Source organism: Rheinheimera sp. SA_1 (assembly GCF_001669775.1).
Lineage (GTDB): Bacteria > Pseudomonadota > Gammaproteobacteria > Enterobacterales > Alteromonadaceae > Pararheinheimera.
This window is the reverse complement of record NZ_LXWK01000018.1, coordinates 123,494-147,487: the sequence shown is the minus strand read 5'-3', so window position 1 is coordinate 147,487 and position 23,994 is coordinate 123,494. Positions and strand designations below refer to the sequence as shown.

19 protein-coding genes are annotated in these 23,994 nt (G+C 49.8%); 10 read left to right on the top strand and 9 right to left on the bottom strand.

The window, feature by feature from the left end; genetic code table 11:
• Positions 1-3 precede the first annotated feature (3 nt).
• Positions 4-909, bottom strand: coding sequence for a hypothetical protein (locus tag A5320_RS18385; RefSeq protein ID WP_068068514.1), 906 nt, complete (start codon positions 907-909; stop codon positions 4-6).
• A gap of 133 nt (positions 910-1,042) precedes the next feature.
• On the opposite strand from A5320_RS18385, the gene A5320_RS18380 reads away from it, so the two are divergent.
• Positions 1,043-2,422, top strand: a complete 1,380-nt coding sequence (locus A5320_RS18380) for a mechanosensitive ion channel family protein (RefSeq protein WP_231916780.1) — start codon at positions 1,043-1,045, stop codon at positions 2,420-2,422.
• Here A5320_RS18380 and A5320_RS18375 read toward each other — a convergent pair.
• The 4 genes from A5320_RS18375 to A5320_RS18360 all read right to left on the bottom strand — a co-directional run bounded on the left by A5320_RS18375 (position 2,419) and on the right by A5320_RS18360 (position 6,962).
• Complete coding sequence (locus A5320_RS18375; RefSeq protein ID WP_068068505.1) at positions 2,419-3,144, bottom strand: LytR/AlgR family response regulator transcription factor; 726 nt, start codon at positions 3,142-3,144, stop codon at positions 2,419-2,421. The genes A5320_RS18380 and A5320_RS18375 overlap by 4 nt on opposite strands.
• The gene (locus tag A5320_RS18370; protein ID WP_068068502.1) at positions 3,131-4,270 is read right to left on the bottom strand and encodes a sensor histidine kinase; all 1,140 of its coding nucleotides are present in this window, start codon (positions 4,268-4,270) and stop codon (positions 3,131-3,133) included. The genes A5320_RS18375 and A5320_RS18370 overlap by 14 nt, the downstream gene beginning before the upstream one ends.
• The gene (locus tag A5320_RS18365) at positions 4,267-5,316 is read right to left on the bottom strand and encodes a sensor histidine kinase (RefSeq protein WP_068068499.1); all 1,050 of its coding nucleotides are present in this window, start codon (positions 5,314-5,316) and stop codon (positions 4,267-4,269) included. The genes A5320_RS18370 and A5320_RS18365 overlap by 4 nt, the downstream gene beginning before the upstream one ends.
• 137 nt (positions 5,317-5,453) lie before the next feature.
• Positions 5,454-6,962 carry a YifB family Mg chelatase-like AAA ATPase gene (locus tag A5320_RS18360; RefSeq protein ID WP_068068496.1) on the bottom strand — a complete coding sequence of 503 codons (1,509 nt, stop codon included), beginning with the start codon at positions 6,960-6,962 and terminating at the stop codon, positions 5,454-5,456.
• Positions 6,963-7,196: 234 nt separating this feature from the next.
• On the opposite strand from A5320_RS18360, the gene A5320_RS18355 reads away from it, so the two are divergent.
• From A5320_RS18355 to A5320_RS18325, 7 genes are all read left to right on the top strand, one after another.
• Positions 7,197-8,654 carry a TrkH family potassium uptake protein gene (locus A5320_RS18355; RefSeq protein ID WP_068068495.1) on the top strand — a complete coding sequence of 486 codons (1,458 nt, stop codon included), beginning with the start codon at positions 7,197-7,199 and terminating at the stop codon, positions 8,652-8,654.
• A gap of 154 nt (positions 8,655-8,808) precedes the next feature.
• The gene (locus A5320_RS18350; RefSeq protein ID WP_068068494.1) at positions 8,809-9,561 is read left to right on the top strand and encodes a TetR/AcrR family transcriptional regulator; all 753 of its coding nucleotides are present in this window, start codon (positions 8,809-8,811) and stop codon (positions 9,559-9,561) included.
• 22 nt (positions 9,562-9,583) lie between these two features.
• Positions 9,584-11,911, top strand: coding sequence for an efflux RND transporter permease subunit (locus A5320_RS18345; protein WP_068068491.1), 2,328 nt, complete (start codon positions 9,584-9,586; stop codon positions 11,909-11,911).
• Complete coding sequence (locus A5320_RS18340; protein WP_082971891.1) at positions 11,904-12,698, top strand: outer membrane lipoprotein-sorting protein; 795 nt, start codon at positions 11,904-11,906, stop codon at positions 12,696-12,698. Before A5320_RS18345 ends, A5320_RS18340 begins: the two co-directional genes overlap by 8 nt.
• A gap of 113 nt (positions 12,699-12,811) precedes the next feature.
• A complete protein-coding gene (locus A5320_RS18335) occupies positions 12,812-14,545 on the top strand; it encodes a FimV/HubP family polar landmark protein (protein WP_068068488.1) in 1,734 nt (577 codons plus the stop codon).
• Between the two features lie 98 nt (positions 14,546-14,643).
• Positions 14,644-15,429, top strand: a complete 786-nt coding sequence (locus A5320_RS18330; RefSeq protein ID WP_082971890.1) for a substrate-binding periplasmic protein — start codon at positions 14,644-14,646, stop codon at positions 15,427-15,429.
• Positions 15,430-15,536: 107 nt separating this feature from the next.
• Positions 15,537-17,324 carry a choice-of-anchor I family protein gene (locus A5320_RS18325; protein ID WP_068068482.1) on the top strand — a complete coding sequence of 596 codons (1,788 nt, stop codon included), beginning with the start codon at positions 15,537-15,539 and terminating at the stop codon, positions 17,322-17,324.
• 77 nt (positions 17,325-17,401) lie between these two features.
• Here A5320_RS18325 and A5320_RS18320 read toward each other — a convergent pair whose 3' ends face one another.
• Positions 17,402-18,766: an amidohydrolase gene (locus A5320_RS18320; protein WP_082971889.1), complete on the bottom strand. Its 1,365-nt coding sequence runs from the start codon at positions 18,764-18,766 to the stop codon at positions 17,402-17,404.
• 213 nt (positions 18,767-18,979) lie between these two features.
• Between A5320_RS18320 and A5320_RS18315 the strand changes: the two genes are divergently transcribed.
• Positions 18,980-19,726, top strand: a complete 747-nt coding sequence (locus A5320_RS18315; protein WP_068068479.1) for a TerC family protein — start codon at positions 18,980-18,982, stop codon at positions 19,724-19,726.
• An 86-nt stretch (positions 19,727-19,812) separates the two neighbouring features.
• On the opposite strand, the gene A5320_RS18310 is transcribed toward A5320_RS18315, so the two are convergent.
• Complete coding sequence (locus A5320_RS18310; protein WP_068069091.1) at positions 19,813-20,439, bottom strand: trimeric intracellular cation channel family protein; 627 nt, start codon at positions 20,437-20,439, stop codon at positions 19,813-19,815.
• A 374-nt stretch (positions 20,440-20,813) separates the two neighbouring features.
• A complete protein-coding gene (locus A5320_RS18305; protein ID WP_068068476.1) occupies positions 20,814-21,410 on the bottom strand; it encodes an outer membrane beta-barrel protein in 597 nt (198 codons plus the stop codon).
• A gap of 264 nt (positions 21,411-21,674) precedes the next feature.
• Between A5320_RS18305 and A5320_RS18300 the strand changes: the two genes are divergently transcribed.
• Positions 21,675-23,318, top strand: a complete 1,644-nt coding sequence (locus A5320_RS18300; protein ID WP_068068473.1) for a S41 family peptidase — start codon at positions 21,675-21,677, stop codon at positions 23,316-23,318.
• A 55-nt stretch (positions 23,319-23,373) separates the two neighbouring features.
• On the opposite strand, the gene A5320_RS18295 is transcribed toward A5320_RS18300, so the two are convergent.
• Entirely contained in the window at positions 23,374-23,928 is a 555-nt protein-coding gene (locus A5320_RS18295) for a malate synthase (RefSeq protein WP_231916779.1), read from the bottom strand.
• Between the last annotated feature and the right edge of the window lie 66 nt (positions 23,929-23,994).

Sequence of the window (23,994 nt, the reverse complement as noted above, 5' to 3'; positions counted from 1 at the left end):
AGCTTACAAATGGGCGGTTTTTGGTGCAGTGCTGCTGGGCTTGGTTTGTTGGTTCACCAGCTGTGATTGCACTTGTTGCATTAACTGCTGTAGTGCCAGTTTGCTTTTGTCATCGTGCCAGCTCAGCATTTTTTGCTGATATTCAGGATTCGCCCACAGTTTCACCAGTTGCTGATTAATATCGTTGATAAGCTTTGGTGCAGCCGGGTGTTTACTGCAGGCCACATAGGTGGTTTGGTAGCTGTCATCGCCAGCCAATAAATAAAAATGGAGTGTTGCGGTCGGTTGTTTCGACGAGTTCAGCAGGAAGTTTACCCGATGTGGGTATTCCAGCAGGTAATCGACCCGGCCGCCGAGCAGTAAATCGACCGGGTTTTGGTCGATGGCGCTGTGATCACCGAGTAAACCACCGGGAATGGTGCGGGCCTGGTCGATCAGTTGTGGATAACCACGACCCGATTCCAGTAAACCTAAATACCGTTGCCGGCTGACCAGTTGTTGCAAGTCGACCACCGGCACCTGCAGCTGCTGCAGTTCCTGATCCAGCTTGCTGTCGGCGACTGTGGCCAACGCCACCGGCATCACCACTCCAGCCGGTACCGACATCAACATCTGTCGCTGCCGTTTGGCATTATTCAGAATGCCAAAGCTGCAATATAAAGCGGAAGCGTCGCCATGCAGCACTTCACGCCGTTCAAAACTAACAAAACGGGAACGATGCTGATATTGTGGCAGTTGTGCCATCAACATTTTTTCCATCAGATCAGAGGAACCCTGACCTTGGGCTGGTCCGGATAAAATGCGAAACGGTGCCAAATCAGACAACAACCAATGAACAACCGGTTCAGCGGCAGCAGCGTGGCCAGACAGGCCAAAGAGAAGTAGCACCAGACCACGCAAGACAGTCATCTAGGTAACCAGTGGATCGAAGTGAGTTTACCTTAGCAAGCAAGCACTGGTCTGGCAAGTGTATTGAATTTAGGAACAATTTTGTGATTACCTATCGTATTGTTCTTTTATGCGCAAAGAGGAACCACCGACCGTGTTAAAAACGCAATTTATGGCCTGGGCCGGGATGCAAAACGCCCTCGATCCAAAGCAAGCTTATTATCTGATGGTGATGGCGCTGATTATTCTCACCGCGCTGGTGCTGCATTTGGTGTTACATCAGGGCATCTTACGCTGGATGCGGCAAAAAACCGATGTGGTAGATACCAGCTGGCGCCAGGCGCTGGCACGGAATAAATTATTAAGCCGCATGGCGCTGACGGCGCAAGGCATGATTTTGGAAGTGCAGGCCAGTATCTGGCTGGGCAGTGGCAGTGAAACGCTGGCGTTGATCACTTTGTTGTCGCAGCTATGGGTGTTGTTGTACGGCTTGCTAAGTGGCTTTTCGCTGCTTGATACCATTGAAGCGGTGATGCAGAACAATGGCTTTGGTAAACAAGCGCCGGTACGGGGGTTGTTTCAGAGTTTAAAACTGGCGGCTTCGGTGCTGGCGGTGATTTTGGCGTTATCGATGATTTCCGGCAAGTCGCCATTGTTGTTATTAAGTGGCCTTGGTGCCATGACCGCCATTTTGTTGTTGGTATTTAAAGATCCAATTTTAGGTTTTGTCGCCGGTATTCAGCTGTCCGCCAATAAAATGTTGATGCTGGGCGACTGGCTGGAAATGCCAAAATATGGTGCCGACGGCGCGGTGATTGAAATGAATCTGACCACGGTGAAAGTACGGAATTGGGACAATACCATCACCAGTATTCCGGCTTATGCACTGATTTCCGATTCCTTTAAAAACTGGCGTGGCATGAGCGAATCGGGTGGCCGGCGGCTGAAACGGTCGATTTTTATCGACGCCAGCAGTGTACGGTTTTTACAACAAACCGATATAGCGCAGCTGGAAAAGTCATTATTATTAAAGTCTTACTTTGATCAAAAACTGCCGGAAATTGAAATTTTTAATCAAAGTCTGGATTTAAGTTGTGCGCTGAATGGCCGCCGTTTAACCAATCTTGGCACTTTACGCGCTTATCTGACCGCTTTCTTAAACCAACATCCGGATATCCACCCGCAGATGACGCAAATGGTGCGGCAACTGGCGCCGGGGCCAACCGGCATTCCACTGGAGATTTATGCCTTTTGTAGCGATACCGCCTGGCTACATTATGAAGCGGTACAGGCCGATATTTTCGACCATATCTTTGCGGTGATTGCCGAGTTTGACTTGCGGGTTTATCAGCAGCCGTCAGGTTATGATTTACGGCAATTGCAGCAGGTGTTGCCGCCTACTCAAGTAACCAGTGCACTACCGGCAGTTGCTCAGCCAACAGTTGCGCAACCAGCCGCCGGCGAAACAACGGTTTCTCAGGCTACTGTTTCTTCTGCACCTGCAGCGCCGACAACAACGCCACAGGCCAGTTAAATCTCGGCCAGCAATTGCTGCCAGTTTTGTTTATAGCGGCGGGAAGCATTCACCCACTTGCCATCGGATAAGCGGAACTGGTAGTCGTTGTTATGCGGCTGCACTTTGTGAACATGGTGCAGATTGACCAGCGTCGAGCGGTGAATTTGCACAAAGTGCGCCGGTAACCGCTGCAGTAACTCTTTAATGGTTTCGCGGATCACCAGGCTTTCGGTCAGCGTTTGAATACACATGTAATTGCCCGCCGCCTCAATCTGCAGAATCTCAATATCGTCCAGCAATAAGGTCGAAGCGCCGGTACGAAACGACAGTTTATGGCTGACCGTTGCCGGCAGTTCCGGTTGTTTATCCAGCGTGGTACGGGCATCCAATAAACATTGCGCCAGCCGCTGCCTTGAGACAGGTTTCAGCAAATAATCAAAGGCGAAATGCTCAAAGGCTGAAAACGCATATTGCTCGTAAGCCGTTACCAAAATCAGTAATGGCGGCGATAGCGCCGAGGCTTTATTCAGTTGCTTCAGAATATCAATGCCTTTAATACCCGGCATCTGAATGTCCAGAAACACCAAATCAACCGGGTGTTGTTGTAAATAACTTAAGGTGTCGTCGCCATTGTCAAAACAGGCGACGATATTCAAATGCGGATAAGTGGCCAGTTTTGCCTTTAAGTTGCTGATTGCTAAAGGTTCATCATCAGCGATCACCAGATTAATTGCGGACATAAGCAGACTCCAAAGGTAAAGATAACTGGCCTGCAAATGAGGCGCCGGACAGGTGTAATTGCAAACTGGCATCAGCGCCAAACATCAGCTCCAGCCGTTCGGCTAGTTGCTGCAGGCTGGCTGGCCAGGTTGTGGTATCGGTATGTGCGGGTTCCGCTGCGGTGGTTTGTGCTTCAGCAGCTTCGTTTGCAGGGCCAGCCGCCGGATCTGAATTACCAATGTGCCGTTTAATCTCAATCAGCAACTGCTGTTCGGTGGTGTAGATACTGATATCCAGTTGCACCGGTCCGGAAATTTCCGCGACCGTGAACAACACGGCGTTCTCTGCCAGCGGCTGCAACAATAACGGAGGAATTTGTAATTTCGGCAAAGCGGCAATTTGCCAGTTTAACTGCAGCCGCTCGCCAAACCGCACCTGCTGAATAGCCAGATAAGCCGCCAGTGCATCCAGTTCCTGTGGCAATGGGATCAGCGTTTCATCTTTGTTTTTCAGCGAATGGCGCAAAAAAGTCGACAAGTTTTGGATCAGTTGCTCGGCCAGGAGTCCCTGACGGCTGATAATTAATGAATTCAGTGCATTTAAGGTATTAAACATAAAATGCGGATTTAACTGATACCGCAACACTTTTAACCGTGCGGCTCTGGCCTGATTCAGCAGTGCCTGTTGCGCCACAAATTCCTGCTGATAACCCTGATTGGCTTTGATCAGCAAATACACTGCCAGCCAACCGAGTAACGGCAATAACACCAACGGTAGCGTTGAAACCATTTGTTCCGCAAACGACGATTTCCAGCCCTTGCTATTGGTCGAGTAGGTAGTAATCAGCGTTTGTCGCAGCGGCAGTAACACCAGGCACAGTGGCACTATCCAGTACAATAAACGGCGCATTTGTTGCGGTAGCGGCATGGTGCTTGCCAAATCACGCTGACCTAAAAAGCCGGTGACCACCAGGTTAATCAGTGCCAGTAAGGTGTAGGTACCCAAATAAGGCCAGGGCTGTTCGTTCTGCAGTGGCAATAACACCGCCAAATGGGTGTACTTCAGCAGCAGATAGCCGAACCAGTACACCAGATGCCAGTACCAGAAACGGTGCAGTGGCGATTGTGACCAGACTAGCGTGCTCATCCATGACTCCCTTGCCAGGGCAAACAGATATTCACCTGAAAGCCGGTCGGCAACGCCAACACCGCGAGACTGGCCCGGTCGCCAAAGTGTTGTTTTAAGCGGTTCCGGATGTTGGTCAGGCCAACTCCTGAGCTGCAACTTTCATCCAACACCAACGTCGAACCTGGCCCATCGTCGGTGACTTCAAGCAGTAACTGCTCCTGCTGATGGCTGCCGTGAATGGTAATAGTGGCGCCTTGTTGGCGGGTGGCAACGGCGTACTTCACCGCATTTTCAATCAAGGGTTGTAGCAATAACGCCGGGATCTGCTGCGCTTTTAAACTTTCATCAATTTGCCAGATGACTTTTAACTTGTCGCCAAACCGGGTTTTTTGCAAAGTCAGATAGGCTTCAATCGCAGCCAGTTCGTCAGCAAGGCGGACTAAACTGTCCGGCGATTTACTCAGCGAATAACGTAAGAATGTAGATAGTTGTTCGGACATAGTCTCAGCATCGTCATAACGCTCGGCTTCCAGCAAAGCGCAGACAGAATTCAGGGCGTTAAAGGTAAAATGCGGATTGAGTTGGTGTTGTAATGCTTGTAGCTCAAGCTGTTGAATATTCTGACTTAAGCGGGTAGATTCCTGCAATTTGCTTTGTTGCTGCTGATAACGCCAGAACGTCAGATAACACAGCACCCAGATAAAAAATGGCAGGCTGGTGGTATCGAGTTCGCTTAGTAACATTTCCGGCAAAAAGTGCTCTGGTTCTTTGACCAGCATCCAGGATAAATTATTCAGCGGCGTGTATACGCATAAAATCAAAGCCGCAGCGGCACACACCTGTACTGGCGGCAGTTGGCGGGCAAACGACCAGCGGATAAACCAGGTCGATACGACAATTTCCAGGATCACCATTGCTACTTTTGATGCCGTATAGGGCAGCTCAAATTTGTAATCCGGCATCAACAGCCACCACAGCAGCATCAGCGCGAAATCAAGCAGCGCCAGGCTCAGCCAGTACCAGAGGTTAAAGCGTAACAGTTTTTGCAGTTGCACATTTGCCATTAAACCAACACCTTTTTAAATTCCGTTTTAGTATAGAGCCTATGTTTCAAATCGACTTAGCTTGCATGACCAGCGGATGAATTTCCGTGATGGCGCCTTATCTTCAATGATTTCGGGTATGCAAGTCTGGCTGTACTTTATTGCTGCAAATGTTGCAATAACCGGTCAAAAGCGCGGTAGCTTAACGCCTCCAGCAAGTGGTTGCGCGAAATATCCGCTTGTTGTTGCAGGTCGGCGATGGTGCGCGCGACTTTCAGCAACTTGTGATAACTGCGGGCTGACAGTTTGAGCTGCACCAGGCATTGCTCCAGAAAATCACTATCGGTCTCACTTAATGCGCAATAGCTGGCGAGTTCCGCCGGTTGGAGCCTGGCGTTGGCTTTACCCTGCCGTTCCAGCTGACGAACACGGCTGGCGGCCACTCTGGTGGCTATATCCTGCGAGCTTTCATCGGTTTGGGTCTGCGTCAGCATGCCCTTGGGTAATAATGGCACTTCAATTTGCATTTCAATCCGATCGAGTAATGGCCCGGAAATACGGTTTAAGTAACGCAAAACCTGTTCGCGACTGGCGCGGCCATCCTGATGATGACCGGTCGGGCTTGGATTGAGCGCAGCAATCAGCTGAAACTGTGCCGGAAATTGTGCCTGACGTCCGGCACGGGAAATATGCACAGTACCGGTTTCCAAAGGTTCGCGCAGGACGTCCAATACTTTGCGATCGTATTCCGGCAACTCATCCAAAAATAAAATGCCCTGATGCGCCAGCGAAATTTCGCCGGGTCTTGGCACCGAGCCACCGCCCACCAATGCAATCGCCGAACTGGTATGGTGCGGTTGGCGAAACGGTGGCAGCCGCCAATGGCGCTGCGCTGGTAAGGCGGCAATTGAATACACCGCAGCACTTTGTAATGCTTCTTCCGGTGACAATAACGGCAATAAGCCGGGCAAGCGCTGCGCCAGCATTGATTTACCGGTGCCAGGCGGGCCAAACATCAGGATGTTGTGTTGACCAGCGGCCGCAATTTCCAACGCTCTTTTGGCATGTTGCTGGCCTTTGACATCGGAAAAGCAGCTGATGGTCTCGCACATCAGTGCAGGTAACGGCGGCAGTGGTGGGATCGCAGGTAATGCCTGTTGGCCGAGCAAAAAACTATGCACTTGCAATAAATGGCTGGCGCCATGCAGCTGCGCATCCGGTACCTGTTGTGCCTGACTGGCATTTAACAGTGGCAATACCGCTTGTCGACCACTCGCCAGACAAGCCATCGCCAGTGGAATTTCGCCGACAATCGGTCGGATCTCGCCGGATAATGCCAGCTCGCCGTAAAATTCATAACCAACCAGCGCAGTCGGCGGCAGTTGGCCGCTGGCGACAATAATGCCAAGCGCAATCGGCAAATCAAATCGGCCACCTTCTTTGGGTAAATCGGCCGGGGCCAGATTGACGGTGATTTTGCGGTCCGGAAATTCAAAACCGCAGTTAATCAAGGCGCTGCGTACCCTGTCTCTCGATTCGCGCACCGAGGTTTCCGGCAATCCAACCAGCTGGAAACCAGGTAATCCGGCACTTAAATGCACTTCGACTGTGACCTGCGGCGCTTCCAGCCCCAGTCGGGCACGGCTATATACGATGGCGAGTGCCATTCATTCATCCTTGATCCGAACTTTACGTCTGTAAGGTGTAGCAAGTTGTAAATTAAATGCAAATTAAAAGAGTGTTTTGACCAGCTTGTAGGCAGCTAGCTTTCTAATTGGCAGATAACTCGCTACACTGCAAAAAAGTTTTTATACCCTGCCTTTTCAAAGATGAAGGGTATAGTACCCGTCATTCCTGACGCTGCCTGTAATCAAAATGGCAGCTGATTTGAGAGAGAAGCAGTGCGCTCAGCAACAAGTCGGTTTTTATTCTATCGGGTGATTGGTTATCTGCTGGTGATGTTATCTGGCGCTATGCTGATCACTACCGCCGTTGCGGTGTATTACAACGAAAAAAGCTTCTGGAGTTACCTGATCTCGGCCTTCACCACTGTCAGTGTTGGTTATTTTCTGGTGTACAAAGGCCGTCACGAATTCTCGCTGATTAAACGCCATTTATTCTTATTGACCGCCTTTTGCTGGTTAGCGATCTGTCTGTTTTCGACTTTACCTTTTGTGTTGGTGTTGCCTGATTTGGCTTATGTTGACGCAGTATTTGAAACTGTTTCTGCCATCACCACCACTGGCGCTACCGTGCTGACGGGGCTTGATACCATGCCCAAAGGTTTATTGTTCTGGCGCGCTATTTTGCAGTGGATTGGCGGGGTTGGTATTATCGTGATGGCGATAGCGATTTTACCGGCGTTAAAAATCGGTGGCATGAAGCTGTTCAAAACCGAAAACTCCGATATTTCTGAAAAAATACTGCCAAGAAGCTCCAGCCTGTCGATGTACATCGGCGTGGTGTACCTGATTTTAAGCATCAGTTGCATGACGTTGTATTTCCTCGGCGGCATGACCGGTTTTGATGCCATAACGCACGGTATGACCACAGTCGCCACTGGTGGTTTTGCCAATTACGATGCCTCGTTTGGCCATTTTAATGATCAGCCGCATTTGTTGTGGATTTCCAGCCTGTTTATGATTTTATCGGCGTTGCCGCTGGTGTTGCTGGTCGGTGCTTTGCGCGGACATAAATGGATTTTATTTCGCGATCCGCAAGTCAGGGCGTTTTTAGCCATAGTGGTATTTTGTGCGTTGCTGCTGACTTGGTATCAGCATGAACACAATGCCAGACCCTGGCTGGATGCCTTGACCCACAGCGTATTTAACGTGGTGTCGGTGATTACCACCTGTGGTTTTGCCTCAGAGAATTATTCGGCCTGGGGTGGGCTGGCGGTGATTTTGTTCTTCTACATCACCTTTTCCGGAGCTTGTTCAGGCTCGACGTCCGGTGGATTGAAAATTTTCCGGACCCAGCTGGCCGGTTTGTTATTAATCAAACAATTTAAACTGCTGGTGCATCCGAATGCGGTCTGGGTGCAAAAATATGGCACCAAACCGGTCAACGACCAACTACTGGGGTCGGTGTTGGCATTTTGTTTTGTCTATTTTGCTTCCATTGCAACGCTGGCGTTGGGGTTGTCGATGTTTGACCTCGATTTTGTGACTGCGCTCACCGGCGCCGCCACCGCCATCAGTAATGTCGGTCCTGGACTTGGTCCGGTGATTGGGCCGGATGGCAATTTCAGTAGTTTGCCCGATGGCGCCAAGTGGTTGATTAGCTTTGGCATGGTGCTGGGACGGCTGGAGATTCTGACGATTCTGCTGCTGTTCACGCCGATGTACTGGCGGTACTAGAGACTTCGCAAAAAATGCAAAAAGCCAGTCACCAGACTGGCTTTTTGCTATCTGCATTTCGGTGACACTTGCCATGCATATTAAAAAATTAACCTTGAGTTCTGCGGTTTGTGTTCTAGAATGACGAATCGTCAATAATTTTGGTGCCGCGCTGATGCCAGCCAAACCAGCTTCTGAAGCCACGCCCAAGCGCCTGCTGGCCAAGCAGCTACGGGAACAGGAATTATTGACCCTGGCGCAGCACATTTTGCAACAGGACGGATTTGCCGGTTTGACCATGGACCGATTAACTGCCTTGTCGTCAGTCTCCAAAGGCACCATTTATAACCACTTTTGTAGCAAAGAAGATTTATTTACTGCGCTCAGCGTCGACAGCTTGCAGCGACAGCTACAGCTGTTTGCACGGGCGCTGCAGATCCCGGGTCACAGTCGCGAGCAGGTGCTGGCGCTGCATTTGGCTTACCATCAGTTTTCCATGACCGAACCGACGTTATTTTTGTGTTTGCTAACCGCCAATACGCCGGGCGTAATTGAAAAAAGTTCACCGTCGCGACTGGCACTACGCCAACAATTGGAGATGCAACTGGTGACTATCTGCCAGCAACTCATTGCACAGGCGATAGCCGAAGGTTCATTACAACTGCCGGCCAAGCAGAGCCTTGATGCGCTGGCATTTGTGCAATGGGCGCAAGCCTTTGGTAGTAATGCGTTATTTAAACCAACCCAGCAGCTGGGTTTGTTCGGCCAGTTGGAACCACAGAGCACGATGCTGCTTGGCATCAACCTGTTGTTGGATGGTCTAAACTGGAAACCACTTTCCAAAGAATGGGACTATCACGCGAGCTGGCAGCGGATGATGACCGCGCTGGCGTCTGAGCCGCTGTTAGCTGACGGTCAAACAAATTGATGGAATATAACAAGGAGATGGGATGAAACAATTCTGGCTAACTGGCGCGCTGCGGCATCCGTACTGGACTTTGGCCTGGGTGCTTGCTCTGGCGTTTGCGATGGCATTTGGCGCCAAAAATCTGTATTTCCGCGGTGATTTCCGGATTTTCTTCTCGCCGGAAAACCCACAAATGCAGGCGTTTGACAAAATGCAGGCGCGCTTTAATAAAAGTGACAATATGCTGGTGGCCATTACCCCGGCTTCCGGCGATGTGTTTGATCCCAAAGTGTTAGCGGTGGTGAAGGAACTTACTGACGCAGCCTGGCAAACCCCACATTCATTACGGGTTGATTCCATTACTAATTTTCAACATACCGCGGCCGTTGATGACGACCTGCAGGTGGAAGATTTGTTATTGGATCTAAGCCAGCTGGATGCGGCCAAAGCGGCCAGTATCAAAGCGATTGCGCTGGCCGAGCCGGCGTTAGTCGGGCGGCTGGTGTCGCACGATGGCAGCATGACTGCCATCAATATCACGGTGCAACTACCGGAAAAAGATCAGAATCAGGAAGTGTCGGACGTCTACAACAGTGTACGAGCGGTCACCGATCGGCTAGCGGCAGCGCATCCGGATCTGACATTCTATCATGGCGGCGTTATCGCGCTGAATAATGCATTTAGCAGCGAAGCCAAAAATGACGCCAGCAGCCTGGTGCCGCTGATGTTTGTGGTTATAGTGCTGATGCTGGGTTTTATGCTGCGATCGGTGCTGGCGGCGACTGCAGTGGTGGTGATTATCGTGCTGACAATTGCCGCCACTTTAGGTCTGGCGGGTTGGGCCGGCCTATTTTTAAGCACGGCAACGGTGAATGTGCCCACTATTGTGATGACGCTCGCGGTGGCGGATAGCGTGCATTTGATTGCTTCGACACAGTTTTTGTTACGGGAAGGTTTAACCAAATCGGAAGCCATCAGCAAAGCGGTACGGATTAACACCATGCCGGTGTTGATCACCAGTGTCACCACTGCTGTTGGCTTTTTAACGCTGAATTTCTCGGAAGTGCCGATCCTGCGCGACCTGGGCAATATGACTGCCGTTGGCGTCATGCTGGCGTGGATGTTCACCATGTTGTTGTTACCGGCGTTATTGATGGTGTTTCCAATCAGCCACGGTTATGCCGAGCCGACCGACAAAGCCACCCAAATGGATCGGCTGGCCGACTGGGTGATCCGCCACTACAAAGTTATTTTGCCTTTGACTGCACTGATTACGCTGGTCACCGGTTGGCTGATGCTGCAGAACAAAGTTAACGACGAAGCGGTGAAGTATTTTGCACCTGCCACTGAATACCGGCAATCGGTGGATGTGCTGGAGAAAAAGCTTGGCGGCGTGTCGCTGATTGATTTTGCTATCGACAGTGGCCAGCCATCCGGCGTCAATGATCCAGCGTTTATAAAAGCGATTGCCGAATTTGCGCTGTATTTGCAAACCTTGCCGGAAGTTACCCATGTCAGCACCATCAGCGATGTGTTTAAGCGTTTGAATAAAAACATGAATGGCGACGACCCGGCGTTTTATCGCTTGCCGGAGCAGCAAGATGAAGCGGCGCAATATTTGTTAATGTTTGAAATGTCATTGCCCTTTGGTCTGGATTTAAACAACCAGCTCGATTTAGATAAACAGGCGACCAAAGTCGCGGTGGCACTGAAAAACCTTGGCAGCACCCAAATGCTGGCGTTGGAGCAAAAAGCCCGCAGCTGGATGACCGAACATTATCCGCAATACACCATGGAAGCTTCCAGTACCGCGCTGATGTTTGCTCATATCGGCGAGCGCAATATGACCAGCATGATCCAAAGCTTACCGCTGGCGATGTTTATTATTTCAGCGTTACTGGTGCTCAGCCTGAAGTCCTGGCGGTTGGGGGCAATCAGCTTAATCCCGAATCTGGTTCCGGCGGTGATTGGTTTTGGTTTGTGGAAACTGTGGTCGGGCGAAATTAACCTTGGTTTGTCGGTGGTGGCGTCGATGAGCCTCGGCATTATTGTCGATGATACCGTGCATTTTTTAGCCAAATATAAAATTGCCCGTGATGAAGGGCGGGACACTGAACAAGCCATTCGTTATGCATTTCATAGTGTTGGCCATGCGCTGATGATCACCACTGTGGTGCTGGTGTGTGGTTTCGCCGTGTTGATGTTGTCGAATTTCCGGCTGAACTCCGACATGGGTTTATTAACCGGCATGATTATCGTGGTGGCGCTAATTATTGATTTGTTATTTTTACCGGCATTTTTACTGCAGTTTGATCGTAGTAAAAAAACCGCCGTCGTATCCACAACTACAGGAGAGAAGCAACATGGTTAACCGCAAGATGATGGGGGCTGCTTTGTTATGCTGCAGCCTGGGCTTCGGCAGTTTGCCGTTACTGGCTGACGATGGCGGCAAAGGCCTGACCATAGCGCAGGAGCGCAAACAACGGGATGAAGGCTGGGCCGACAGCGACAGTAAAACCACCATGGTATTACGCAACGCGCAAGGCGCCGAAAGTAAACGAGAAATCCGCACTTTAAGTCTGGAAATCAAAGACGAAGGCGATAAAGGCCTGACCATTTTTGATGAACCCAAAGATGTGCGCGGCACGGCATTTCTCAACCATTCGCATGTCGGAAAACCAGATGATCAGTGGTTGTATTTACCGGCAGTCAAACGAGTCAAACGTATCGCCTCGCGCAACAAATCCGGACCTTTTATGGGCAGCGAATTTGCCTATGAAGACCTGAGTTCGTTTGAGCTGGATAAGTTTAAATTCACCTATCTGCGTGATGAAACACTGCAGGATGTGCCGGCTTTTGTGGTGGAGCAAACGCCAACTGATGAGTTTTCCGGCTACAGCAAAACCATTGCCTGGATTGACCAAAAAGACTATAAGGTATTGAAAGTAGAATACTACGACAAGAAAAATGCGCTGTTAAAAACACTGCAGATGTTGGATTATCAGCTGTATCTGAACAAATTCTGGCGGCCATTGAAGCTGAGTATGGTCAATCATCAAACCGGTAAAAGTACTGATTTACTGGTGCATGAGATCCAGTTTGGTAAAGGCCGTACCGAAGCAGATTTTGATACCAATGCATTAATGCGCGCCAAATAACCGGCATCTGGCGGTCATTCGAAATGGCTCAAAAATTGCTCAATCAGATTTTTGAGCCATGCTTATTGAAAAGTTGTTGGTTCGGTTCGGCAAGTGAGTGATAAAGGTCAGGCATGTATCAAAAGACGCAACTCAATAAAATTCAGGCAATGTTGTTGGCATCATTAGCCTTGCCGTTAGCCGCCGCCGAGTTGGGCCCGGTCACGCAGCAAGACACCTTGTGGAGTCTGGCCAAGGCCGCCCGTGGTGATGCACCTTACAGCATGTACCAGGTGATTATTGCGCTGCAGCAGAAAAACCCACGCGCCTTTATTGGCGACAACGTGCACCACGTGCAAGCTGGCGCCGTGTTAACTATTCCCACAGCTGATGAAATTGCCGCGATTGACGTCGAAAGTGCCAGACAAAAAGTCGAAGCTGACGAGCAGCGCTGGCGTGATTTGCAAAAACAACAACGTATTGGTCGTAAAGCTGCCGGTATGCCGAAAATGGGTTATTCAGCGCAAGCGACGATGCGGTTAATTCAACAGGCCGTGGTCAGTAAACCCATGGTTGCTACCACTGCAGCACCCGTACAAAATGCAGTTCCAGCAGTTCCAGCAGTTCCAGCAGTTCCAGCAGTTCCAGCAGTTCCAGCAGAGCCAGAGACGGTGCGTGTGCCGATGGCGGCGCCTGTGCAACAAGTTCCCGAACAACCGCCACAACACTGGACTGATCGCCTGCAAAGCGACAGCACTTTTGGGCTGGATAGCCGCTGGTACGCTAAAAAAGGCCTGCAGCAACAAGCACAATCGAGTATCAGCGCTTCGTTATTGCAAGAATGGTATTGGCAGTCGGTTGATGAAACCGATAGTTTTACCTTTAGCCCTTATTTCCGGGTTGATCAGCGTGATCCGGAACGTAATTTAATCGATCTACGTCAGGCGTTCTGGTTGCGGGTGGGCAGCGGCTGGGAACTGAAACTAGGGGTAGATCAGGTATTTTGGGGCGTTACCGAATCGCAGCATTTGGTGGATGTGATTAACCAGACCGATTTAGTCGACAATATTGATGGTGAGTCCAAACTGGGACAGCCAATGCTGCAATACAATCTTTTCGGCGACTGGGGCACCTTGCAGACATTTGTGCTGCCGTATTTTCGTGAACGCACTTTAGCTGGGCCTGATGGCCGGTTACGTTTGCCATTGCCTTTACTGCCGGATGAAGCTGTGTACCAGTCAGACCGTGAACAACGCCATTTGGACTGGGCATTGCGTTACGCCAAACAGCTTGATCAGCTGGATTTGGCCTGGTCGTATTTTCAGGGCACTTCGCGTGAACCCGGCTTAGTGCCGCTTGGCAACAGCGGTTTTTACACGCCTTATTATCCGCAGATGAAACAAGTCGGGCTGGAAGGGCAATGGATTGTTGATAGCTGGATTTGGAAACTGGAAAGCATTTATCGTGATTATGACCAAAGCCCACTTGGTCATTTTTATGCTGCCACTGCCGGTTTTGAATACAGTATGGTCGGGGTGATGGACAGCAATTACGACCTTGGCTGGCTGATGGAATATCAGTATGACAGCCGTGGCATGGCAGCAACCGGGCCTGGACAGCGTGACCTGTTTTTAGGCGCAAGACTGGCGTGGAACGATGAAGCAGGCACTGAACTTTTGTTTGGTTTTGCCCAGGACCTGGATGACCGCGGCAGCCGTAGTGGTATGTTAGAAGCCTCAACCCGCTTTAATAATAACATCCGGTTGCGTTTGGATGCCTGGTTCTTCCAGACCCATCGTATGGATCAGCCGATTTGGTGGTTTCGTCGGGATGACTACGTACAGCTGGGAATAGACTATTATTTCTAATATACCCAAGCACGCCCTCAGGTTGTTTGGTATTTACCCGTCATCCTTGAAGTTGCAGGGTTGTTGGTTGTAGTTCAGCAGTTTTTGGAGTGACACCTATGATGCGGTGGCTGGCGCTCTTAGTTCTGGCGTTTTTTCACGGCCCGTTGCGGGCGGAAAACTATGTCATTGGTATCGAGCAGATAGATTTTTACCCCCATTATGATTTCAGTCAGCGGCAGCAGCGTGGTTATTTTGTTGATTTAATTCAATTGTTTTCAGAAAAAACCGGGCATCAGTTTAAATTTATGCCGCTGCCGGTGAAACGTCTGTATCAGTCGGCCAATTCTGGCATCGATTTCATTTACCCTGATAACCCTTTGTGGCGACAATATAACGAACCAGGGATCGCGAAAGCCTTCAGTGCGCCGGTGGTTTTTACCCTTGGTAGTACTTTAGTAAAACCAGAATTACAGCATATTTCACTGGAACAGTTTCGCAGTCTGGCGGTGATCCACGGTTTTGTACCCACCAAATGGCTGGCATTGAAAAATCAGTATAAGTATCGGATGGTGGACGTACCGGATGTGGCGTCAGCGCTGGGGTTGGTGTTAAAGGGCCGGTTGGATGGTGCCAATATTGAGTTTAATGTGGCGCAGCATTATTTGCGTTCCATTGCAGCGCAAGATCAACTGGTGATTGCCGAACAATTGCCATTTACCCAGTTACCGTTTTTGCTGTCGACGGTCAAACATCCACAGTTGCTCAGCCAATTCGACCGGTTTCTGATAGACAATGCAGAACAAGTCGCTGCGTTGAAAAGAAAATATCAGCTGCAGGAGCAAAGGCCAGCGCCGGTTGCCCGTCAACCAGCCAATACCAACGAAGCAAAGTTATTGCCTTAAATTTGCCATGGTTATGCCACGCAAATGTCATCCGAACGTCACGCCACTGTCAGATCCGTACCGTAAGTTACTGTTTAATTTTCAGACTAAACAGGAGCTTAGCAGCAATGAACTTCAAAAAATCTGGCATCAGCCTGATCGCAATGGCCATTATAGTCAGTTTAGCCGGTTGTAGCCTGGAAGGGGACGATGGTGCAACGGGTCCAGCGGGCGCCAACGGAGCTGCAGGTACGCCGGGTGCAACAGGCCCGACTGGCGCTGCTGGTCAAAATGCCCAGACTGGTGTCAGCACTCAGGCGATTGGCCGTTTTACCACCGGTACTTATGGTCAGGCTGCTGCTGAAATCACCCAGTACCACAGTGCATCTAAGCGCATTTTCCTGATCAACGGCGCTGCCAACCGGATTGAAATCCTCAATGCCGCAACCCTGACCAGCACTGCACTCAGTGATGCGCTGACAGCCAATAACCTGACCAGCACGCCACTGGCGATCCCAGCCACTGCCGTGGTGAAAAATGCCGCTGCGGCCGATGAAACCCTCACTTTAGGTTTTGCCAACTCCATTGCGATTTCTGGCAATTGGCTGGCGATTGCCGTTGAAAATAAAGTGAAATCTGCAGCCGGCGCTGTCCTCATTTATGATTTGACCGCCGCCACGCCAGTTTTTAACAAAGCCATTAAAGTCGGCTCCTTGCCAGACATGCTGACGTTCAGCCCGGATGGCCAAACCTTAATTATCGCGAACGAAGGCGAGCCGGAAAGCAATTACAGTGTTGATCCGGAAGGCAGCATTGGCCTGGTGAAACGCGCCAACAATCAATGGCCAGATCAGGCGGTATTGTTAGGTTTTGGCGCTTTTGAAAGTCAAAAAGCGGCACTTGCGAAAAAAGGTCTGAAGATTGCGGCGCCGGAAGGGACCACTTTGGCGCAAGATATCGAGCCTGAATACATTACCGTCACAGCTGACAGCAAAAAGGCTTATGTATCACTGCAGGACAACAATGCATTGGCGGTGGTCGATATTGCTGCGGCTAAAATCGACAAAATTGTTGGTTTAGGTTTTAAAGATTACAGTTTGCCGGAAAATGCTCTTGATACCGGTGACAGAGACGGGATTAATCTGCAGACCATTCCTGGCCTGTTTGGCGTATATCAGCCAGATACTTTGAGCAGTTACCAATGGAAAGGCGCGACGTTTATCGTATCAGCCAACGAAGGTGATTCTCGTGACTGGTCGGCGTATAGCGAAGAAGCACGGGTCAGCGCTATTCCGCGTTCAGCAGAATTGGTAGCAAAACAAGCGGGTGTTTATAGCAGCAACGGTTTAGCCCGGCTTAAAGTGACCAAAGCACTGGGCAAAAACGCCAATGGCGACTATGACGCGTTGTATGCTTTTGGTAGTCGCTCTTTTAGTATTTGGGATCAAAACGGCGCCCAGGTGTATGACAGTGCTGCCGATTTCGAGAAAATCAGTGCCTCGTTACAAGGTGAATCCGGTTTTAACAGCAATCATTTAGCCAATGGCGGTGACAACCGTTCGGATGATAAAGGTCCGGAGCCGGAAGCCGTTGCTGTGGGTCAGGTCGGTGATAAAACTTACGCTTTTGTCGGCACTGAGCGGTTAAGTGCAGTCTTTGTCTATGACGTGACCAACCCGTATCAGGTGAAGTTTGTCGATTATTTCCACAACCGTAATTTTGACGTTACTTTTGCCATCGACGACGAAAAATCACCGCCGACCTTAACTGGCAGTTACCTGCAAGCTGGTGATTTGGGACCAGAAAGCCTGGTGTTTGTACCGGCAGCGCAAAGTGCCACTGGTAAAGCTTTGTTGTTAATGGCCAGCGAAGTTAGCGGTAGCCTGACGGTGTTTGAAGTCAGTCCAAAATACTAACCTAAATTGTTAATAGAGGGGTCAGAGTCAATTGTTAACAAAAGTGTCAACAATTGACTCTGACCCCTCAGTTAACATTATTGTTTTGCCGGCATCAGTTCAAATAATGCATGCACTGTCGCTTCAACTCCGGTGCGAATGGCTGGTTCTGGTTCTACTTTAAACAGCGGGCTATGATGGCTTGGAACTGCCGGGCCACCGCTTTTCTCGGTGGCAAAAGCAGCTGCCGGTGTGCCGCCGACTGCGAAATAAGTACTTGGAATATATGGGTTGATGGTTAAAAACGGAAAGTCTTCAGCGCCCATGCCTAAACGACGATAATTCTCATCAAAAATCTGTTCACCCATGGTTTTGCGCCAGCTGGCTTTTAGTCTTTGGGTGAGCGGAATATCGTTGACTGTCGGTGGCGTGGTTTGTGGGTCGACTTTCACTTCAGGTAATTGATCTTCCGGTAAGCCCGCTGCGCGGCCGAGGTTTTTTGCCACCCGCTCAATGGCTTTGATCAGATAATCCCGGGTTTGCAGATTATCGTTCCGCACCGTCAGCTGCAGTACCGCCTGATCCGGAATGATATTGTGTTTGGAACCGGCATGAAATGAACCGACAGTAATCACGCCAGGCTCTTTTGGCGCCAGTTCACGGCTGATGATGGTTTGCAGCGCCAGCACTATTTGCGCACCTAATACGATCGGGTCTTTACCCCGGTGTGGACTGGCACCATGCGCGCCTACGCCATGAATAATTATATCCACGCTATCGACACCAGAATAAGGTGAACCTTCAACTGCCACTATTTTGCCGGCTTCAATTTCACTGGAGACGTGAAACGCCAGTGCGTAATCCGGTTTGCCAAAGCGCTGATACAAACCATCGTCCATCATGCCTTGTGCACCGCCCACCCGTTCTTCCGCCGGTTGACCAATTAACATCAGCGTACCGGACCATTCCTTTTTGCGCGCCGCCATTTGCCGCGCCGTTCCAACCAGACTGGTGATATGCACATCGTGACCACAGGCGTGCATCACCGATACTTCTTTACCATCCCAGTCTTTGGTTTTGACCTTCGAGGCATAAGCTAAACCGGATTTTTCCTCCACCGGCAAACCGTCCATATCGGCACGCATCATCACCAGCGGCCCCGGGCCATTTTTCAAAATTGCCACCACCCCGGTTTTACCAACGCCAGTCGTCACCGTAAAACCGGCATCTTTTAATTCAGCGGCTAGTCGTTTAGCGGTATTAAATTCCAGATGGGAGAGCTCGGGGTTTTGATGAAAATGTTGGAACAGAGGTGACAGATGCTGTTGATAATCTTCAGCAATGGCTTTGGATAAGTCCGCGGGAGCGGCTAAAGCAACCTGACAGCAGAGTGCCAGAGGCGTCAGCAACAGCGGGAATTTTTTGGTCAGGTTTTTCGTGAGGGTATGCGCCAGGCTTTTCATCAGATCGGGCTTCCATGTGTGGTTTTTTTCAGCATAACAGCTGCAGTTGTACCGCGACCAGCGCCATTGAACCTGAATTCAGCTACATTCAGCGTTTGTCGGGCATTGGCGATGTTCTGCGCAATCAACCGCGTAGCGCTGTTAACTGCTGGCGGTTTTTAAGGCTGCTGGTAGACTAGCCAAAGACAAAGTAACTAACGAAGGAAAATGGCTATGTTTGAGTGGATTGCCAGTCCGGAAGCCTGGATTGCCCTTGGCACCCTTGCTGCGCTGGAAATTGTATTAGGTATTGATAATATTATCTTTTTATCGATTTTAGTCGGCCGGTTACCAGAAAAGCAACGTGCTTTTGCCCGCCGTGTTGGTTTAGGCTTGGCAATGTTTGCCCGTTTGGCGCTGTTATTTTCGATTTCCTGGGTGATGGGACTGACCGAACCTTGGTTCACGGTACTGGATAATGAGATTTCAGGCCGGGACGTGATTTTGATCGGTGGTGGTTTATTCCTGTTGGCGAAGTCGACGCAGGAAATTCACCATAGTCTGGAAGGTGCGCATGAAGAAGCATCAGGTCCAAAAGTTGTTGCCAACAACCTGATGATGGTGCTGATTCAGATCATGATCCTCGATATCGTATTCTCACTGGATTCAGTCATTACTGCGGTTGGTCTGGTCAATGACATCGAAATTATGGCGATTGCTATTATTGCTGCAGTACTGGTGATGATGTTCGCCGCCAAATCGATTGGTGATTTTGTTGACGCACACCCATCAATCAAAATTCTGGCGTTGTCATTCTTGATCATGGTTGGCGCGATGCTGATTGTTGAAGGTTTTGATGTGCATGTACCAAAAGGTTACATCTACTTCGCCATGGCGTTTTCGGTGGTGGTCGAAATGATTAATATCAAGATGCGGAAAAAATCGCAGCCGGTGACTTTGCACAAAGACATGCCTGAGTAATAGCAGGCTTTAGATGAAACAAACCCGGCTTCCTGCCGGGTTTGTGTTTTATAGGCTTCATCTTTACAGGTATTGGGGCGAACAAATCAGGGATCAATTTTGCCGTGTCGGCTAAATACCGGTATCGTCAGATGCCAGCGAATTGCGGCCAGCCTCAGCAATAACAGCGCCGTCATACCACACAACATGGCCGGCATTTTGCCCGCGCCAAGCTCCAGCAAACCGATATATACCAGTCCGCCAAAAATGCAGGTCACTGCATACAGTTCGCCACGAAACACCAGCGGGATCTCGCGGCACAACACATCGCGGATCATCCCGCCACAGACACCGCTCATGGTGCCCATCATAATGGCGACAAAACCTGAAGTGCCATGATCCAGCGCTTTTTGCGTGCCCATCACCACAAAAAATGCCAAACCAACAGCATCGGCAATTTGCAGGGTGTTATTCGGAATGGTCAGACGCTTACGCACCAGTAAAATAGTCAGCACAGTGGCTGCGAAAATGGCATAAAAATAATCGTTGTTGCTCAGCCAAATCACCGGTACATCTAAAATCAGATCACGAATGGTGCCGCCCCCAATGGCTGTCACAGTGGCCAGTACCAACACCCCAAAGCCATCCATCTGCTTACGCCAGGCCGCTAAGGTGCCGGAGATTGCAAACACCGCAATACCTAATAAATCAAACCAGTGAAAATAAAGCTCCATCACGCGCTCCACCGCAAAAGAATTTATCATAACAATGAAGTTGGAACCGCGGATAGCAGAGGCGACAAATTGCTCTGGTTTCTGGTGGGCGGTCTGCAGACACATGAAAGTCGCTGTCGGTCTCAGCGTGTTGCGTCTAACTGGCGACACCCGTTCAACAAATGACAAAAAATATTACCGAAAATTGCAAATTTGACTTGGCAAAATGGCTGTATCCATTATGATTAATTCAGTTACCTGTTTTCATGACAGGTAACCGGCAAAAGTTTTTGGCGGTACGGCAGTCACTTTAGCGGAGCGGATTCTCCCAAAGTGACTGCTGGCTTTCCAGCGTTGCTTCAGCACTTTTTCCACTCCTGCTGTCTCTCCCGCATTTAAAAATGCACACTGAGTTCCAATCCGGTAAACCACTGATACCGATCCGGAATTTTTTGGTATGGGTCAAAGTTGTGCTGTAAAAATTGCTCCTCCAGACTCTCCAGATAACGATACCGCGCATACAGATTCACACTCAGCCAATCAAGTCGCCAGCCGGCCCCTACACCGACAAACCAGTCCGGGCGGGACGAATCCTGATAGTTGTCATTGTAGTAATAGCCGTCATCATACTCATCATCGTAATAGCTGCTACGACCATCGACAAAAAGTTCATCCAGAGCGACCCCAAGTTCAGCGTAAAGGTTGATCTGACTGAACACGCCAAACCGTACTGCAACATCTAGGTTGGTAAATGAAGTGTCGGCGCTGAACTGATTGGCGGGTTGGAACATACTGAGATTGCTGACCAGTTCAACATACTGATGGCGATGCGAATGAGCACCCCATTTCAGCCCGGCATTGGTGAAATTCCCCAGCGAGTTGGTTTCATAACCAAGGGTGGGGGACAGTTGCCATTGCTGTAGATCATAGCTGTCAGCCCACAACAGCGGGCTAAAGGCTAAGGCGCTGAATAATATTATTTTGTTTAACATAAAGTACCGTGTAGGTCTGAGGGGATGCGACTGATGGTAGGGCTGCAGAAATGAACAATGGCTTAACTATTAAGCGGGGTTATTTGCAGTCATGATGGAAAGTCAGGGAACCTGTGTCGGGGCAGTTGCAACGAACAGCGCAATGCAGGAAATACCAATATTTGCATTGCTCAAAAATACGCAACATGTTACAAAGTTGCTAATATACGAGCCCAAAAATGCCCGGTGAATGCTTGTCCCGGCGACCGAACTGAGGTGATATCGATGAAGTCTGTTCAATTACGCAGCAGTCTTTTCCTGCTAATTTCTACTCTGACGTTGACCGCATGTGGCGGCGGTGGCGGTGGTGGCACCACGGTCACACCACCGGCACCAAATCCAGGTACAGGTACTATACCGGTGGCACCCGACTGGGTTGCCGGTCAATTCCCGGCCGAAAGTACGTTAAAAAACTTTTGTGCCGCACCGCGAAGTGGTCTCGACCCATACTCCAATACTGCATATCCGGATAAAGCCGGCACTGCTGCCCACGAGAAAATGTGGTTGCGCAGCTGGAGTAACCGTACTTATTTATGGTACCGCGAGCTGTCTGACATTAACCCTTCGAGCTATACCACAGCGGATTATTTTAAATTGTTGCGAACCACCGCCGTGATTGATTCTGGTGCGGTGAAGGACAAATACCATTATCAGGAAAATACCGCAGAATATAAAAAACGTACGCAAAGTGGCGTGACTTCTGGTTATGGCATCAGCTGGAAAGCCGGTGCAACTGCGCCACCGCGGGATTTTGTCATCGCGTTCACTGAAAGTGCATCACCGGCCGTAGCACAAAATCTGGGCCGTGGCGCAAAATTGCTGGAAGTCGACGGCGTCGATTTTGTCAACGACAACACCCAGGCTGGGGTAGATAAAATTAACGCGGGTTTGTTTCCGGCAAAAGCCGGCGAAAGTCACCAGTTCACTTTTGCTGACCAGCAAGGTGTGCGCCGAAGCTACACCCTGGTTTCCGCTGATGTGCCGACCAGTCCGGTACAGAATGTTAAAGTAATCGACAGCCCCAGAGGCAAAGTCGGTTATCTGCAATTTAATTCCCATATCGCCAATGCTCAACCGCAACTAATTGACGCTATTAATAAATTCAAAAGTGATAATGTCAGCGAACTGGTGATTGATTTACGCTATAACGGCGGTGGTTTGCTAGCACTGGCTGGTCAGTTTGGCTATATGGTGGCAGGTCCGAATATTATTCAGGGCCGCTATTTTGAGAAAACGCTGTTTAATGACAAGTATCCGAATACCAATCCGGAGACCGGAAGTGCGCTGCAGCCAATGCCATTTTATGGCAAAAAAATTGACTATCAGGCGGGTGTCCTGACGAGCGAGGATTTACCTGTCGTAGGTCTGAGCCGGATTTTTGTGCTTTCGACGGCTAATACTTGCTCTGCCAGTGAAGCATTTATCAATGCTTTACGTGGCGTAGATTTGGAAGTGATCCTGATTGGTAGTAAAACCTGCGGCAAACCTTATGGCTTTTATCCAACGGATAACTGTGGAGTGACGTACAGCACTATTCAGTTCAGTGGGGTCAATGCCAAGGGTTTTGGTGAATATGCGGATGGTTTACGGCCTGCCCCGGCGCCACAATTCGCTGCTGATGTCAAAGGTTGTGCGGTGGCGGATGATTTGACGAGACCACTAGGTGACAGCAACGAGAAGATGTTCAGCGCTGCTCTGCAATATATGAGTAGCGGTACTTGCCCAGTGCAAACCCAAACCTTAGCTCAGGCGCTGGCGGCTAAATCTGCGGCAGCGGCCATTGTTCCAAATGGTTTAGAGGTTCGGGATCCAAATCAAGATAACGTGCTGAATAACAAGATTTATCAGCCTGAAATTAAACAGCAATAACTAAAAAGGGGGCGGAGCGTATTGTATTGCAATTAGCTCCGCCCCCTTTTTTACGTTAAAGCTGATAATCGCCACCATCTTTCGCGGTAAAACAAGTGCCGCGACATCCTGGCAGCTGGTCGCTGCGCAATTGCCCGTCCATCATACTGAACCAACGTGGGGACAGCTCTGGCTGCTCGGCGGCAATTTCTAACTGAATATCTTCAATGCCAGCGTTGTCGCGGGCGCCGTGTTGACCGCTGCCGCAGAACACCAGTTCGACATGACGACCTTCACCGCGTAATAACACTGACTGTGGTTTTTGCTTGGAGCCACACAGGGCAACAAACTGGGTTGGATCGGCTAAACCACTGTTGCTGCCATCTTTTAAAAACGCCAACAAATGTTGGTAGTACACCACATAACTCAGAACATCTTTGTGCGAGCCGTGCTCCAGTGGGAAGACTTTATCCAGAAAGCCTTTGGAGTAATCCAGGATCTGCCGTAAGTGGCTATCATTTAACGCGCTGATGGCGTTGATTTCCTGGCGGATAAAATGATCCAGCATTTGTGGTTGGTTCTGCTGCGTGTGTTGCTGATCATGTTGCTCGTTGCGTTGTGTCATCGTCATGGTGGTTATCCTCGCTCACTCTGGCTATTCATTGCTGCAAGCAGTCGTTGCTGTTGCTTAGAAACT

What these genes read in the sequence shown, in the direction of transcription:
- A5320_RS18325 (WP_068068482.1), top strand. Translation starts at nt 15,537, where the DNA reads ATGAACTTCAAAAAATCTGGCATCAGCCTGATCGCAATGGCCATTATA.
- A5320_RS18305 (WP_068068476.1), bottom strand. Translation starts at nt 21,410, where the DNA reads ATGTTAAACAAAATAATATTATTCAGCGCCTTAGCCTTTAGCCCGCTG.
- A5320_RS18365 (WP_068068499.1), bottom strand. Translation starts at nt 5,316, where the DNA reads ATGGCAAATGTGCAACTGCAAAAACTGTTACGCTTTAACCTCTGGTAC.
- A5320_RS18350 (WP_068068494.1), top strand. Translation starts at nt 8,809, where the DNA reads ATGCCAGCCAAACCAGCTTCTGAAGCCACGCCCAAGCGCCTGCTGGCC.
- A5320_RS18375 (WP_068068505.1), bottom strand. Translation starts at nt 3,144, where the DNA reads ATGTCCGCAATTAATCTGGTGATCGCTGATGATGAACCTTTAGCAATC.
- A5320_RS18385 (WP_068068514.1), bottom strand. Translation starts at nt 909, where the DNA reads ATGACTGTCTTGCGTGGTCTGGTGCTACTTCTCTTTGGCCTGTCTGGC.
- A5320_RS18340 (WP_082971891.1), top strand. Translation starts at nt 11,904, where the DNA reads ATGGTTAACCGCAAGATGATGGGGGCTGCTTTGTTATGCTGCAGCCTG.
- A5320_RS18370 (WP_068068502.1), bottom strand. Translation starts at nt 4,270, where the DNA reads ATGAGCACGCTAGTCTGGTCACAATCGCCACTGCACCGTTTCTGGTAC.
- A5320_RS18310 (WP_068069091.1), bottom strand. Translation starts at nt 20,439, where the DNA reads ATGGAGCTTTATTTTCACTGGTTTGATTTATTAGGTATTGCGGTGTTT.
- A5320_RS18320 (WP_082971889.1), bottom strand. Translation starts at nt 18,766, where the DNA reads ATGAAAAGCCTGGCGCATACCCTCACGAAAAACCTGACCAAAAAATTC.
- A5320_RS18330 (WP_082971890.1), top strand. Translation starts at nt 14,644, where the DNA reads ATGATGCGGTGGCTGGCGCTCTTAGTTCTGGCGTTTTTTCACGGCCCG.
- A5320_RS18300 (WP_068068473.1), top strand. Translation starts at nt 21,675, where the DNA reads ATGAAGTCTGTTCAATTACGCAGCAGTCTTTTCCTGCTAATTTCTACT.
- A5320_RS18295 (WP_231916779.1), bottom strand. Translation starts at nt 23,928, where the DNA reads ATGACGATGACACAACGCAACGAGCAACATGATCAGCAACACACGCAG.
- A5320_RS18360 (WP_068068496.1), bottom strand. Translation starts at nt 6,962, where the DNA reads ATGGCACTCGCCATCGTATATAGCCGTGCCCGACTGGGGCTGGAAGCG.
- A5320_RS18335 (WP_068068488.1), top strand. Translation starts at nt 12,812, where the DNA reads ATGTATCAAAAGACGCAACTCAATAAAATTCAGGCAATGTTGTTGGCA.
- A5320_RS18315 (WP_068068479.1), top strand. Translation starts at nt 18,980, where the DNA reads ATGTTTGAGTGGATTGCCAGTCCGGAAGCCTGGATTGCCCTTGGCACC.
- A5320_RS18345 (WP_068068491.1), top strand. Translation starts at nt 9,584, where the DNA reads ATGAAACAATTCTGGCTAACTGGCGCGCTGCGGCATCCGTACTGGACT.